This is a genomic window from Streptomyces sp. NPDC002838, assembly GCF_040295365.1.
Taxonomy (GTDB): Bacteria; Actinomycetota; Actinomycetes; order Streptomycetales; family Streptomycetaceae; genus Streptomyces.
Map to the genome: position 1 here is coordinate 15,315 of NZ_JBEOVF010000027.1, position 13,494 is coordinate 28,808.

Here is a 13,494-nt window from a genome sequence, read left to right on the forward strand (position 1 = left end):
GAAGGCAAGGGGAGGGGCGTATGAGGATGCGGCTGCGGGGCGGGGCGGCGGCCGCCGCCAGGACCGGACTGGCAGTGTGCGCCGCCATGGCCCTCGTCGCCGGGTGCGAAGGGCTCGAAGGGGAAGGGGGTTCCTCGACAGACGGCGGTGCGGCGGCCCCGGCCCAGGAAGGGCGCGCCGTCAGCCCGCTGAAGAACCCCGACGGAACGAAGCCCGGCCTCGCACCCCTGACGAGCGAGACCGACGAGGACACGGCCCGCAAGCTCATCGAGTCGCTGCGGACGAAGGGACGCGGACCCAGAACGGGCTACGACCGGGACGAGTTCGGGTACGCGTGGATGGACACGGCCGACGGTGTCCCGCTGGCGCGCAACGGCTGCGACACCCGGAACGACCTCCTCAAGCGTGACGGTCAGAGCCTGCGCTTCCGGTCCGGTTCCGACTGCGTGATCATCGCGATGACGCTGGACGACCCCTACACCGGCACGACCATCAAGTGGCGCAAGCAGCAGGCCACCGAAGTGCAGATCGACCACGTGGTGCCGCTGTCCTACAGCTGGCAGATGGGTGCCTCGCGCTGGTCGGAGGACAAGCGCGAGCAACTGGCCAACGACCCGCTCAACCTCCTCCCGGCCGAGGGACGGGCCAACTCGTCCAAGGGCGACTCCGGCCCCGCCTCCTGGCTCCCGCCCAACAAGCGGATCCGGTGCGCCTACGCGGTCCGTTTCACCCAGGTCGCCCTCAAGTACGAGCTGTCGGTGACCGCACCGGACCGGCAGATGATGCTGAGGCAGTGCGGCGGGTGAGCCGGCGGCAACCCGCTCTCACCTCAGTCCGGGAAGACGCCTCAACTCGCCGACCTTCATGAGGCGGGCGAGGGCGAGATAGCCGACCGCCATCGTGACGGTTCCCGCCGCCAGAGCGGTCGCGGCGGACCAGGCTCCGGTGCCCGCCGCGGTGGTGCAGACGCGTGCGGTGGCCCAGCCCAGTGCAGCGGCGAGAGAAGCGGCGCACAGCAGTTTCGCGTAGGTGCGGCGCAGTGCCCCGTCGTCGAGACGGCTGCCGACCTTCCCGCGCAACAGGTGTGCCGTCAGAGCGAGTCCGGCGACATAGGACAACGTGTAGGCGCCGGCCATGCCCGTCACGGCCCAACGGGCGGGCAGCATCACATGGCAGACCGTGGCCAGGGCGATGTTCACCCCGGCGATCCAGCAGGCCATGAAGAACGGTGTGCGGGTGTCCTCGAAGGCGTAGAACCCGCGCAGGAGCAGGTACTGCGCGGAGAACGGAACGAGCCCGAGGCCGAACGCCTGCAGCATCCGCCCCAGCGGCTCGGCGGATGCGGCGTCTGCCGCCCCGTGCGCGAACAACAGCGCGGCGATCTGCGGACCGAACGCGACGAAGAGGAAGCCGGCAGGCACGATGACGACACCGCTGATCCGCAGGCCACGCGAGAGATCGGCGCGCAGGTCCGCTATACGGCCCTCGGCCACGGCCCTGCTCATACGGGGCAACAGGGCGGTCACCAGCGAGACGGTGACGATGGACTGCGGCAGCATCCAGATGGTCTGCGCGTAGGTGTAGGCCGTGTAGCCCGCGCCCGCCTTCGGCAGTTCCTGGTCGGCGGCGTTGGCGTAGCGGGTGACGACCGTCAGGGCGACCTGGTTGGCCAGGACGAACAGCAGGGTCCACTTGGCCGCGTGGACCCCCGAGCCGAGCCCGGTGCCGCGCCAGTCGAACCGCGGCCGGAACCGGAACCCCGCGGCCCGGGCGAACGGGATCAGTGTCAGGGCCTGCACGGCGATCCCGGCGGTGGTTGCGACACCGAGCAGCCGCACCTGCCCGGAGGTGATGTCCTCCACGTTCTCCGGGACGGTCATCAGCCCCAGATAGGCGGCGAACATGCCGATCAGCACGAGGTTGTTCAGGACCGGCGTCCACATCATCGCCCCGAACTTCTCGCGGGCGTTGAGCACTTGACCGAGGATGCCGAACAGGCCGTAGAAGAAGATCTGTGGGAGCAGGAACCGTGCGAACACCACGGTCAGCTCGAACGCCTCGTGGTTGGCGGGCGTGTGCGGCATGTAGAGGCCCACGATCTGCGGTGCCGCCCATACCGCGAGAGCTGTCCCGAGGCCCAGCACGGTGAGGACGAGGGTCACCAGCCGCTGCTCGTAGGCCCGCCCGCCGTCGGGCTGCGTGGCGCGGGCCCGCACCAACTGCGGGACCAGGACGGCGTTGAGCGCCCCGCCGATCAGCAGCGTGTACAGGCTGGTCGGCACGGTGTTCGCCGTGTTGTACGTACTGGCCAGCAGCCCCGTACCGAGCGCGGCGGCCTGCAACACCTGACGGATCAGCCCCGTCGCCCGGGACACCACCGTGCCCACGGCCATCAGTAAGGAGGACCGTGCCAGCCCTCCCTTGCCGGCCTTCTCCCGGCGTGCCGCGTTCCGCCCCCCGGTCCGCCGCCCCTGTATGTCTGCCGACACGGCATCCGCCGTGGTCTCCGCCCCCTCAACCATGCCGTCAACCTACGTCGTCAAGATCCCGGCATCCACGCGGCCGGGCGCGCGGTCGCCCGGGTTCGTCGTGGGGGCGTCGGTGCGGGAGTGCGCGAAAACCGCTTTCTCGCTCCCGCACCCGCCCCTACCGTGACGGTATGGAGTTGAAGGTGTCGAGTCTCGCCGAGCGGCCCGAGATGCACGGGCCGGTCGTCGAAATGACCACAAGCTGGCCGGAGTTCGTGCTGGAGGACCCGGTGGGCGCCTTCCACTACGGGCGGATCGCCACCGAACTCCCGCAGCACGTGCTGTTCGCCGAGGACGAGCGGGGCGAGGTCGTCGCGCAGGCCCACAGCGTGCCCTTCGCCCTCGCCGTCGAAAGTCGCGGCGAACTGCCCGCCCTCGGCTGGGACCAGGTGCTCCTGTGGGCCTTCGCCGACCTGCGCCGCGGCGTCCGCCCCGACACGGTCAGCGCGATCGCCATCAGCGTCGCTCCCCACATGCAGGGCCACGGCCTGTCCGCGCTGATGCTGTCGGCGATGCGCGACAGCGCCCGCGCCCAGGGCTTCCAGGAGGTGGTCGCTCCCGTGCGCCCCAACGCCAAGCACCTGGAACCGCGCACGCCGATCGAGGAGTACGCCCACCGCGTACGCCCCGACGGCCTCCCGCACGACCCGTGGCTGCGCGTGCACGCCCGGGCCGGCGCCACCATCGACTCCGTCGCACCGGCCTCCATGACCGTGCCCGGCTCCCTGGAGCAGTGGCGCCGCTGGACAGGGCTGCCCTTCGACACGGCGGGCGACATCGAGGTACCCGGCGCGCTGGTGCCGGTGCACTGCGAGCCGGAGCGCGGCTACGCCGTCTACGTCGAGCCCAATGTGTGGATGCGGCACGCCTTGTAGCAGGCCCCCGGCCTTGTGAATGGCCCCTGGGTCAACCTGTCTTCGTCCAGTCCCTGCAGCCGGACGTCTTGAAGTAGGCGTCCGAGGCGCTGATCTTGACGACGGCCGTGCCGTTGACGTTGTTGTTCGCGAGGATCGAGTCCACCGAGTGCTCGGCGTCCTTGTCGCGCTCCCAGTAGCAGGAGTCGTCGGTGTTGCCGGTGGACTTTGTAGGTGCCGGGGGCGATGTCGGCGCCGACTCTGAACATGCCGCCGTCGCCGGCCATCTTCGAGGCGGGGGAGCCCTTCGCCTTCAGGCCGACGGCCTCCCAGTCGTTGCAGTCGCTCGGCCTGTGCGGCACCGCCAACAACCGCCAGGCCAGCAGCTACGCGTCCACGGCCACGCGTCTCGACGTGCGCCGCCTCCAGCTGCCCCGGCTCCCGCTCGACGAACAGCGGTGCTACGGCGCGCGGTTCCGCGCACTCGACGACTTCGAGCGGGCGCTCAGGCACGCGGGCCGGCTCGGGGAGCAGTTCGTGCGCGGGATGTACGACGGCCTGACGGACGGCACGGTCACGCCCGACTGAGACGGGGCGGTCACGCTCGACCGGGGCGAAGTGATCAGCATGACAACGGTTCGGTACAACCCAGGACCGCTTGTCCGTGTCGGCCTATACGCTCAAAGCGACGTCCGCATCAGACACCAGGAGCTGTCATGCATGGCCACGGCTACACGCAGCCGGTGAAGCAGGCTCCGCCGACCGGGTTGCTGGTCTTCCTGCGCGTGTTCTTCGTGGTGATCTCGGTGCTCAGCTTCGGCCTGCTGACCTGGACGATGATGCTGCGCCTGGCCATCGTGACCCGCAAGGCGCTCGACTGGGGCCTGTTCGTGGCGGTCATGGTGGCGGAGGTGCTCGGCCTCTACCTGATGGGCAGCGAGCCCGGCGACGAGATCCACACCGCCGGCGGCTGGACGGGCCTGGCCCTGCTCCTGGGCAGCCTCGTGAGCGCGATCTCGTACTACCTCGCCGCGGACATACGCCACTTCCACCAGCTCCGCTTCGCCGGCTACGGCCTCCAGCAGCCCCCGGCACCGGCGTACGGCTACCCCCAGCCGCCCCAGCCGCAGTCGCCGTACACCGCCGCGACCGTGCCGCAGTCCGCACCCCCGTCGGCGCCGGCCCCGATGCCCCAGAGCCCCGCGCCGCAACCGCCCCTCCCCACCACCCCGCCGCCCCAGCGCCCCGTCCCCGCCCGCATCGACCAGGTGCGCGCCGAACTCGACGAGCTCAGTGACTACCTGCGCAGGCAGGACGGCAACCACGAGGGCGGAAGGTGACCGTGGCGACAGGACGTGTCGTCGCCGGCCGCTATGAACTGTCCACGCTCATCGGGCAGGGCGGCATGGGCCAGGTCTGGACGGCCTACGACCAGCGGCTCGACCGGCGTGTGGCGGTCAAGCTGCTGCGCCCCGACAAGGTGGCCGGCCAGGAGGCGGACGAGCTGCGCCGCCGGTTCGTGCGCGAGTGCCGGGTGACCGCGCAGGTCGACCACCCCGGGCTGGTCACCGTGCACGACGCGGGCAGCGCGGGCGAGGAACTGTTCCTCGTCATGCAGTACGTCGACGGCGCCGACCTCTCCGACCACCTGGCCGAGCACGACCCGTACCCGTGGCAGTGGGCGGTCGCGGTCGCCGCGCAACTGTGCGCCGTGCTGAGCGCCGTGCACGCCGTGCCGATCGTCCACCGCGACCTCAAGCCGCGCAACGTGATGGTGAAGCAGGACGGCACGGTCACCGTCCTCGACCTCGGGGTCGCGTCGGTCATGGACACGGACACCACCCGCCTCACCCACACCGGTTCGCCGATCGGCTCGCCCGCCTACATGGCGCCCGAGCAGGCGATGGGCGGCGCGGTCGGCCCCTACACCGACCTGTACGCACTCGGCGTACTGCTGCACGAACTGCTCAGCGGTGACGTGCCCTTCGCGGGCTCGACGGCGCTCGGTGTGCTGCACCGGCATCTGTACGAGCCGCCTCTGCCCGTACGCCGCATCCGCCCCGAAGTCCCGGAGCCCCTCGAAGCGCTCGTCCTGGGCCTGCTCGCCAAGGACCCGCAGCACCGCCCCGCCTCCGCGCAGGACGTCTACGAGGAGCTGGCGCTGCTGCTGCCCACGCGCGGGGTGCCCACCGGGGCGCCCCTCGACCCCACGCGCCCCTTCCTGCGCCCGCACGCCCCCTGGCCGGACCGTGCGCGCACGCCCGCGCCCCAGCCCGCCTCCGTCGCCCCCGTGCCGAGCGTCGCCGAGAAGCCCGACGTCGCCGGCGCCGTCGACGAGGTCAAGCGTCTGCTCGGGGAGGGCCGCATCACCCAGGCCGTCGACATCCTCGGCGCGATCCTGCCCGCCGCGGCCGAACAGCACGGCGAGCACTCCCCGGTCGTCCGCACCCTGCGCAAGCAGTACGCGGCCACGCTCATGGACGACGGCCAGTACCGGCGCGCGCTGCCCGAACTGCGCCGCCTCGCCGACGAACGCGCCGCCGAGGCCGGCCAGGCCGACCCGCAGGCACTGCGCTTCCGCTACGAAGCGGCCCAGTGCCTGGAGCAGCTCGGCGAACCGGCGGCGGCACTCGCGGAGTACCGCGCGCTGCTGCCGTACTACGAGAACCAGTACGTGGCCGGCGACCCGGCCCTCGCCCACGACGTCCGCCGCCGCATCGGCCTCCTCCTGCTCGCCCTGGGCGACCGCGCCGCCGCCCACGACACGCTCGCCCGCCTGCTGCACGACGCGGAACGACTGCACGGCCCCGGCCATCCGCTCGCGGCGGAGGTCCGCCGGACCTTGCAGTGGCTGGGGCAGGTGCGGGGGTAGTGCGGGGGTGGAAGGGGCCGGATGCGCCAGTGACGGCCGTGCGGGTGGCGCGGCGGTGCCAGAAGTCCTGGCGAATCGTTGGTCGAATGGGTTGGCCAGAGCTTGGTCACTGCCTACCATCGATCACCGCAAGACCTTGTGCACTGACGCACAATCTCCTCGGGAGGTCCCCTTGCACCGCCGCCGTCGCACCGCGCTCCTCCTCTCTGCCGCGATCGTCGCGGCCCCCCTCCTCGCCGCCTGCGGAAACGATGCGCATCCGGGCGCGGCGGCCGTCGTCGGAGGCCAGCGGATCACCGTCTCCCAGCTGGAGACCCGGGTGACCGAGGTGCGCGAGGCACAGCGCGCGGCGGTCCCGGACGAGGCACAGTACGAGCAGGCCATCGCCAAGACCGGCACCCTCACCCGCGACACCCTGCACAACATGGTCCTCGACCGGGTGCTGCACCGCGCCGCCCAGGACGCGGGGGTGACCGTCAGCCGCAAGGAGCTCCAGCAGATGCGCTCCGCCCTGGAGGAGCAGACCGGCGGTGCCAAGGCACTGGAGGCGGCCTGGCTCCAGGAGTACGGCATCGCCCCCGAGCGCCTCGACGAGAACCTCCGGCTCCAGCTGGAGGCCCAGAAACTCGCCGCCAAGCTCGGCACCGACACCGCCGATCCCGCCTTCTGGAACGCCCTGGCCAAGGCCTCCAAGGACCTCGACGTCGACCTCAACCCGCGCTACGGCAGCTGGGACGTCCAGAAGAGCAGCCGCGTCGACGCGAAGACACCGTGGGTACGGGAGGTCACGGCGCCGGGGACGCGGCAGACGGCGTAGCGGTACGGCGAGCCATCCTCTGCGGGCCCAGCGTCTGCAGGCCCATGGGTCTGTGGACAACCGTGCCTGTGGACACCCGGCCTGTGGACACCCGGCCTGTGGACACCCGGCCTGTGGACACCCGGCCTGTGGACAACCCGCGAGGCCGTCGGCGGCGTGCGTTAGCTTCGAACCGTGAACGCAACCAGCCCCGGAGCCACGACCAGCCCCGAAGCCGCCCCCGGCCGCATCGTCCTGCTCACCACCAGCCACCGCGTCGCGCCCGGCCTGCTGTCCTGGCCCGCCTGGCAGGCCCTGCACGCCGCCGACCGCGTGCTGTGCGCGGACGGCGCGCACCCGCAGCTGCCGTATCTGCGTGAGGCGGGGACAGCCGTCGAGGAGGCGTCGCCGACGGCCGAGGAGCTGGTCGACGTGTGCGCCGGCGGCAGGACCGTGGTCGTCGTGGCGACCGGCGAGGGCGAGCCGGCCCTCACGGACGGCCTGGCACGCCTCGCGGGCTCCGGCCGCGTCCACATGCCGGAGCTGGAGCTGCTCCCCGCCTCCTACGACCTGCCGGGTGCCCGTCTCCTCGACCTCGTCCAGGTCATGGACCGCATCCGAGCCGAGTGCCCCTGGTCCTCCCAGCAGACCCACAAGGGCCTGGCGAAGTACGGCATCGAGGAGGCGTACGAACTCGTCGAGGCGATCGAGGAGGGGGACCGCGACGAGCTGCGCGAGGAGCTCGGCGACGTCCTACTCCAGGTCGTCTTCCACGCCCGTATCGCCGAGGAGGACCCCGACACTCCTTTCTCCATCGACGACGTGGCCGGCGGCATCGTCACCAAGCTGATCCACCGCCACCCGCATGTCTTCGGCGACGAGACGGCGACCACCCCCGAGGAGGTCAAGGAGCACTGGCTGCGCACCAAGGCGGTGGAAAAGCAGCGCACCTCGGTCACGGACGGCGTCCCCCTCGGCCAGCCGGGCCTCGCGCTGGCGGCGAAGCTGGCGTCGCGGGTGCGGACGGCGGGACTGGAAGTGCCACTGCCGGCGGGGGAGGGCATCGGATACGAGTTGCTGGCTCTGGCGGTCCGGGCGGAGGCGGCCGGCCTGGACCCGGAGGCGGCGTTGCGCAGCGCCGCGCGGGCCTACCGCGACGCCGTGCGGGCAGCTGAAGGGCTCGAGGAGTGACCGACCAGCCCGCCCCCACCCCGATCCCCACCGCCCCCGACCTCTTCACCTGGGAGTTCGCCACCAACCCGTACCCGGCATACGCCTGGCTCCGCGAGCACGCCCCCGTCCACCGGACGAAGCTGCCCAGCGGTGTGGAGGCCTGGCTGGTCACCCGTTACGCCGACGCCAAGCAGGCCCTGGCCGACCCGCGGCTCTCCAAGAACCCGGCGCATCATGACGAGCCCGCGCACGCCAAGGGCAAGACCGGCATCCCCGGTGAGCGCAAGGCCGAGTTGATGACCCATCTGCTCAACATCGACCCGCCGGACCACACCCGGCTCCGTCGGCTCGTCAGCAAGGCCTTCACGCCCCGTCGGGTCGCCGAGTTCGCACCCCGCGTGCAGGAGTTGACGGACCATCTCATCGACCAGTTCGTGGAGAAGGGGAGCGCCGACCTCATCCACGAGTTCGCCTTCCCCCTCCCCATCTACGCCATCTGCGACCTGCTCGGTGTCCCGCGCGAGGACCAGGACGACTTCCGGGACTGGGCGGGGATGATGATCCGGCACGGCGGAGGCCCGCGCGGAGGCGTCGCGCGGTCGGTGAAGAAGATGCGCGGCTATCTCGCCGACCTCATCCACCGCAAGCGCGAAGCCCTCCCGGAGACCGCCACCCCCGGCGAGGACCTCATCTCCGGCCTCATCCGCGCCTCCGACCACGGCGAGCACCTCACCGAGAACGAGGCCGCCGCCATGGCCTTCATCCTCCTGTTCGCCGGGTTCGAGACCACCGTCAATCTGATCGGCAACGGCACCTACGCCCTCCTCACCCACCCCGACCAGCGCGCCCGCCTCCAGACGTCTCTGGCGGCCGGCGAACGCGCCCTCCTGGAGACCGGCGTCGAGGAACTCCTGCGCTACGACGGCCCCGTGGAGCTCGCCACCTGGCGGTTCGCCACCCGGCCGCTCAGCATCGGCGGGCAGGACATCGCCTCCGGCGACCCCGTCCTCGTCGTCCTGGCCGCCGCGGACCGGGATCCGGAGCGGTTCGCCGACCCCGACGTTCTCGACCTCTCCCGCCGCGACAACCAGCACCTCGGATACGGCCACGGCATCCACTACTGCCTCGGCGCCCCCCTCGCCCGTCTGGAGGGCCAGACCGCTCTCGCCACACTGCTCACCCGACTGCCGGACCTGCGACTCGCGGTGGATTCAGCCGATTTGCGCTGGAGAGGAGGCCTCATCATGCGTGGGCTGCGCACGTTGCCGGTCGATTTCACGCCCCGTGGTCGACTGCTCTCACCTGCGTAAAGGTGACACGCCCTCAAGTCTGTGATCTTCACGTGATCTGCGCGGCATTAACTTGTGACAAGTGATCGACTGCCTATACGTTCACGGATCAGCGCGGCACCCGAGCCCCACCCGCCGCACCGGTCACAGCTGTCTCGCGAAAGGTATCCGCATGCTCTCCGGGAACGGTCGTCACCGTCGCCCCCGCCAGGCTCCGGCACTCCTCGTCGCGGCCGGGGTGACCGGCTCCGCCATCGCGATCCCGCTCCTCGGCGCCACCGGCGCGAGCGCGGCCAGCGGCACGACGTGGGACCAGGTCGCGGACTGCAAGACCGGCGGGTCTTGGAGTGAGAACAACGGCGACGGGAAGTACGGCGGCCTCGAGATCACCCAGGAGGACTGGGATCAGTACGGCGGCCTCGACTACGCCTCGCGCGCCGACCAGGCCAGCCGCTCCCAGCAGATAGCCGTCGCCGAGAAGATCCTCGCGGACAAGGGTGTGGGCTACTGGTCCACCTGCGGCCTGCTCAACGGACTCGACAAGGACTCCGGCTCGGCCGACGTCGACACGGGCGTGGCGGGCGACGCGGGTGCGTCGGGCTCGACGGGACTGTCCAACTCGACCGGCTCATCCGGATCGACCGACTCATCCGACTCGTCCGGATTGTTCGGCTCGGATTCGTCGGCGGACTCGTCCGCGGACGCCTCCTCCCCTTCGCCGTCCACGTCACCCACTCCGTCCGACACTCCCCCTGACATCCCGTCGGATCCGTCGAAGGCGACGGACAACTCGGCCAAGTCGGACACATCCCCCGATTCCAACTCCTCCGCCTCACGGGAATCCGGCAGCCCCTCCACAGGCCAGACGAATGAGGGCGACTCGGGCAACTCCTGGCAAGAGGGCGGCTTTTCGGGCCTGGTCGACACGGGGGCACTCAGTGGCGGCCGACACCGCGGCGGCAGTGCCGACGAGAGCCCCGCCGACACCGGCGCCACCGGCAACTCCACCGGCCGCCACGCCGCCCGCGGCGACTCGTACACCGTCCGCCCCGGAGACACTCTCGCGTCCATCGCCGACTCCCTTGGCCTCCAAGGCGGGTGGCGTGCGCTCTACGACGAGAACAAAGAGGCGATCGGTGTTGATCCCAGTCATATCGTCCCCGGTCAGACCCTTGAAGTCGGTGCCGAATAAGGCGAAAGGTGACGGGAGTTCGCGTCACATTTCGCCACCGAATGTCCGGTTTGATGAAAGTGTGGGATGAGTCTCAGAAGCCCTGATCGTCTTTGAAATTCGGCGGATCGCGTGTCTACGGTCAGGACCGCTCGCCACCGTGAGCCCCGGCTGCCGCAACGCCGAATCCTGCCAGCGGCCGCATGGGAACAGTCGTCGCGTCAAGCGCCGTAGGCAGGAGCGGGGGACCCAAGGTAAGCGCCGGGTCCGGCAGTTGAGGCCCTTCGGGGGCTCGCGGCCGGCACCGGCTTGGGGTTAAGCCGTGCCGCGCACACCATGTGCGTGACACGACCGGGCAACTCAACCGGCCCGAACCCGACAGCTCACCTCGTAGGCGTCGGTGAGGGGATCCATCCATGCTGTTTTCCGGCAAGGGCAAGCACCGTCGTCCGTCCAAGGCCACTCGGGCCATCGCCATCGCCGGTGTCACCGGCGCGGCCGTCGCCGCCCCGCTGATGGTGGCCGGCAACGCCTCCGCCGCCACCGCCTCCGAGTGGGACACCGTCGCCCAGTGCGAGTCCGGCGGCAACTGGTCCATCAACACCGGCAACGGCTACTACGGCGGTCTGCAGTTCTCCGCCTCCACCTGGGCCGGGTACGGCGGCACGCAGTACGCCTCCACCGCCGACCAGGCCACCAAGGCCCAGCAGATCGAGATCGCCGAGAAGGTCCTCGCGGGCCAGGGCAAGGGTGCCTGGCCGGTCTGCGGCAAGGGCCTGTCGAGCGCCGGCTACAGCGGCGGCAGCGCCTCGTCCGACAGCGGTTCCTCCTCGAACAGCGGCTCCTCGGAGACCAGCACCCGTTCGTCCGAGCAGCCGGCCTCGCGTTCCGCCGAGCGTCCGGCCGCCAAGAAGACCGTCACCACCCCGACCGGCAAGAAGGTCAAGAAGGGCGACGGCGAGTACAAGGTCGTCACGGGCGACACCCTCAGCTCCATCGCCGAGGCGCACGACGTCAAGGGCGGCTGGGAGAAGCTGTTCGAGCTGAACAAGGACATCGTCGAGGAAGCCGACCTCATCTACCCGGGTCAGCAGCTCCACCTGAAGTGACAGCGGGCAGGTAGCTGAACCACAGCGCCCTCATATACGTGAGCTCCATTGTGGAGGCCGCGTGAGGGCCGCCCCCCGTCCCCACGGGCCCCCCGCCCCGGTGCGTCTTCCCCCGTACGCACCGGGGCGGGGTTTTTCATGCCTGCCTCTCGGCGTGCCCTCTTTTGGCGTGCCCTTCGTACCCACTCTTTGTTCCGTTCGGAAACAATTTACTCTCGGTTCTGCCCAACGGGTGGGTGACCGGCTGGCCGATGCCCCGGAGCCGGTTAGGCTCGTCTCGCAGAACCCACCGCGGTCCTGCTGACCCGCGTCACATTGAAGAAGGAGATGCTCGTGCCGTCCATCGACGTCGTCGTAGCCCGGGAAATCCTGGACTCCCGAGGCAATCCCACGGTCGAGGTCGAGGTCGGCCTCGACGACGGCAGCACGGGTCGTGCCGCCGTCCCGTCCGGCGCCTCCACCGGTGCCTTCGAGGCCATCGAGCTCCGCGACGGCGACCCGAACCGCTACCAGGGCAAGGGTGTCGAGAAGGCCGTCCTGGCCGTCATCGAGCAGATCGGCCCGGAGCTGGTCGGCTACGACGCCACCGAGCAGCGCCTGATCGACCAGGCGATGTTCGACCTGGACGCCACCGACAACAAGGGCTCCCTCGGCGCCAACGCCATCCTCGGCGTCTCGCTCGCCGTCGCCCACGCCGCCTCCGAGGCAAGCGACCTGCCGCTGTTCCGCTACCTGGGCGGCCCGAACGCGCACCTGCTGCCCGTTCCGATGATGAACATCCTGAACGGCGGCTCGCACGCCGACTCCAACGTGGACATCCAGGAGTTCATGATCGCCCCGATCGGTGCGGAGACCTTCTCCGAGGCGCTGCGCTGGGGCACCGAGGTCTACCACACCCTCAAGAAGGTCCTGAAGAGCAAGGGCCTGGCCACCGGCCTCGGCGACGAGGGCGGCTTCGCCCCGAACCTCGGCTCCAACCGCGAGGCCCTCGACCTCATCCTCGAGGCGATCAAGGAGGCCGGCTACACCCCCGGCGAGCAGATCGCCCTCGCGCTCGACGTCGCCGCGTCCGAGTTCTACAAGGACGGCTCCTACCGCTTCGAGGGCAAGGAGCGCACGGCCGCCGAGATGACCGAGTACTACGCCGAGCTCGTCGAGGCCTACCCGCTCGTCTCCATCGAGGACCCGCTGTTCGAGGACGACTGGGAGGGCTGGAAGACCATCACCGACAAGCTCGGTGACAAGGTCCAGCTCGTCGGCGACGACCTGTTCGTCACCAACCCCGAGCGCCTGGCCCGCGGCATCGAGGACGGCGCCGCCAACGCCTTGCTGGTCAAGGTCAACCAGATCGGCTCGCTGACCGAGACCCTGGACGCCGTCGAGATGGCCCAGCGCAACGGCTTCAAGTGCATGATGTCCCACCGCTCCGGCGAGACCGAGGACGTCACCATCGCCGACCTCGCCGTCGCCACCAACTGCGGCCAGATCAAGACCGGCGCCCCGGCCCGCTCCGAGCGCGTCGCCAAGTACAACCAGCTGCTGCGCATCGAGGAGATCCTCGACGACGCGGCGGTGTACGCGGGCCGCTCGGCCTTCCCGCGGTTTCGCTCTGCGAACCATTAAGCACAGCAAGGGCTGACCCTTACGGGGTTAAGCCTTAGCCAGTCGTACGTACGTCCCCGTACCCGGTCCCGTACCGTGT

At 70.4% G+C, this 13,494-nt stretch carries 11 protein-coding genes, 2 pseudogenes and 1 riboswitch; of the genes and pseudogenes, 11 read left to right on the forward strand and 2 right to left on the reverse strand.

Annotated elements, in window-relative coordinates; all coding sequences use genetic code 11:
• Window positions 1-20: 20 nt before the first annotated feature.
• Window positions 21-806, forward strand: a complete 786-nt coding sequence (locus ABT063_RS29755; RefSeq protein ID WP_502990912.1) for an HNH endonuclease family protein — start codon at window positions 21-23, stop codon at window positions 804-806.
• 18 nt (window positions 807-824) lie between these two features.
• Here the strand turns inward: ABT063_RS29755 and murJ are convergent, their stop codons facing one another.
• Window positions 825-2,522, reverse strand: a complete 1,698-nt coding sequence (gene murJ, locus ABT063_RS29760) for a murein biosynthesis integral membrane protein MurJ (protein ID WP_351062488.1) — start codon at window positions 2,520-2,522, stop codon at window positions 825-827.
• 137 nt (window positions 2,523-2,659) lie between these two features.
• On the opposite strand from murJ, the gene ABT063_RS29765 reads away from it, so the two are divergent.
• Entirely contained in the window at window positions 2,660-3,403 is a 744-nt protein-coding gene (locus ABT063_RS29765; protein WP_351062490.1) for an N-acetyltransferase, read from the forward strand.
• A gap of 31 nt (window positions 3,404-3,434) precedes the next feature.
• Here ABT063_RS29765 and ABT063_RS52350 read toward each other — a convergent pair.
• A pseudogene (locus ABT063_RS52350) lies at window positions 3,435-3,551 on the reverse strand (Rv1352/Rv1906c domain-containing protein); the annotation flags it as partial.
• 182 nt (window positions 3,552-3,733) lie between these two features.
• Here ABT063_RS52350 and ABT063_RS29770 point away from each other — a divergent pair.
• From ABT063_RS29770 to eno, 9 genes and pseudogenes are all read left to right on the forward strand, one after another.
• A pseudogene (locus ABT063_RS29770) lies at window positions 3,734-3,970 on the forward strand (SAM-dependent methyltransferase); the annotation flags it as partial.
• Window positions 3,971-4,098: 128 nt separating this feature from the next.
• Window positions 4,099-4,722 carry a hypothetical protein gene (locus tag ABT063_RS29775; protein ID WP_351062492.1) on the forward strand — a complete coding sequence of 208 codons (624 nt, stop codon included), beginning with the start codon at window positions 4,099-4,101 and terminating at the stop codon, window positions 4,720-4,722.
• Window positions 4,723-4,760: 38 nt separating this feature from the next.
• Window positions 4,761-6,254, forward strand: a complete 1,494-nt coding sequence (locus ABT063_RS29780; protein ID WP_351062646.1) for a protein kinase domain-containing protein — start codon at window positions 4,761-4,763, stop codon at window positions 6,252-6,254.
• A 172-nt stretch (window positions 6,255-6,426) separates the two neighbouring features.
• The gene (locus ABT063_RS29785) at window positions 6,427-7,071 is read left to right on the forward strand and encodes a SurA N-terminal domain-containing protein (protein ID WP_351062493.1); all 645 of its coding nucleotides are present in this window, start codon (window positions 6,427-6,429) and stop codon (window positions 7,069-7,071) included.
• A gap of 174 nt (window positions 7,072-7,245) precedes the next feature.
• Complete coding sequence (locus tag ABT063_RS29790) at window positions 7,246-8,241, forward strand: nucleoside triphosphate pyrophosphohydrolase (RefSeq protein ID WP_351062495.1); 996 nt, start codon at window positions 7,246-7,248, stop codon at window positions 8,239-8,241.
• Window positions 8,238-9,533, forward strand: a complete 1,296-nt coding sequence (locus ABT063_RS29795) for a cytochrome P450 family protein (RefSeq protein ID WP_351062496.1) — start codon at window positions 8,238-8,240, stop codon at window positions 9,531-9,533. Before ABT063_RS29790 ends, ABT063_RS29795 begins: the two co-directional genes overlap by 4 nt.
• A 151-nt stretch (window positions 9,534-9,684) precedes the next feature.
• Complete coding sequence (locus tag ABT063_RS29800; protein ID WP_351062498.1) at window positions 9,685-10,704, forward strand: transglycosylase family protein; 1,020 nt, start codon at window positions 9,685-9,687, stop codon at window positions 10,702-10,704.
• Window positions 10,705-10,899: 195 nt separating this feature from the next.
• Window positions 10,900-11,095, forward strand: a riboswitch (cyclic di-AMP (ydaO/yuaA leader).
• A 4-nt stretch (window positions 11,096-11,099) separates the two neighbouring features.
• Window positions 11,100-11,792, forward strand: a complete 693-nt coding sequence (locus tag ABT063_RS29805; protein WP_351062500.1) for a transglycosylase family protein — start codon at window positions 11,100-11,102, stop codon at window positions 11,790-11,792.
• Window positions 11,793-12,125: 333 nt separating this feature from the next.
• Window positions 12,126-13,415, forward strand: a complete 1,290-nt coding sequence (gene eno / locus ABT063_RS29810) for a phosphopyruvate hydratase (RefSeq protein ID WP_351062502.1) — start codon at window positions 12,126-12,128, stop codon at window positions 13,413-13,415.
• The last annotated feature ends 79 nt before the right edge of the window (window positions 13,416-13,494 follow it).

Bases quoted from the DNA above. Each gene is read 5' to 3' on its own strand.
- ABT063_RS29755 (WP_502990912.1), top strand. From the start codon at position 21: ATGAGGATGCGGCTGCGGGGCGGGGCGGCGGCCGCCGCCAGGACCGGA.
- ABT063_RS29800 (WP_351062498.1), top strand. From the start codon at position 9,685: ATGCTCTCCGGGAACGGTCGTCACCGTCGCCCCCGCCAGGCTCCGGCA.
- ABT063_RS29805 (WP_351062500.1), top strand. From the start codon at position 11,100: ATGCTGTTTTCCGGCAAGGGCAAGCACCGTCGTCCGTCCAAGGCCACT.
- murJ (WP_351062488.1), bottom strand. From the start codon at position 2,522: ATGGTTGAGGGGGCGGAGACCACGGCGGATGCCGTGTCGGCAGACATA.
- ABT063_RS29765 (WP_351062490.1), top strand. From the start codon at position 2,660: ATGGAGTTGAAGGTGTCGAGTCTCGCCGAGCGGCCCGAGATGCACGGG.
- ABT063_RS29775 (WP_351062492.1), top strand. From the start codon at position 4,099: ATGCATGGCCACGGCTACACGCAGCCGGTGAAGCAGGCTCCGCCGACC.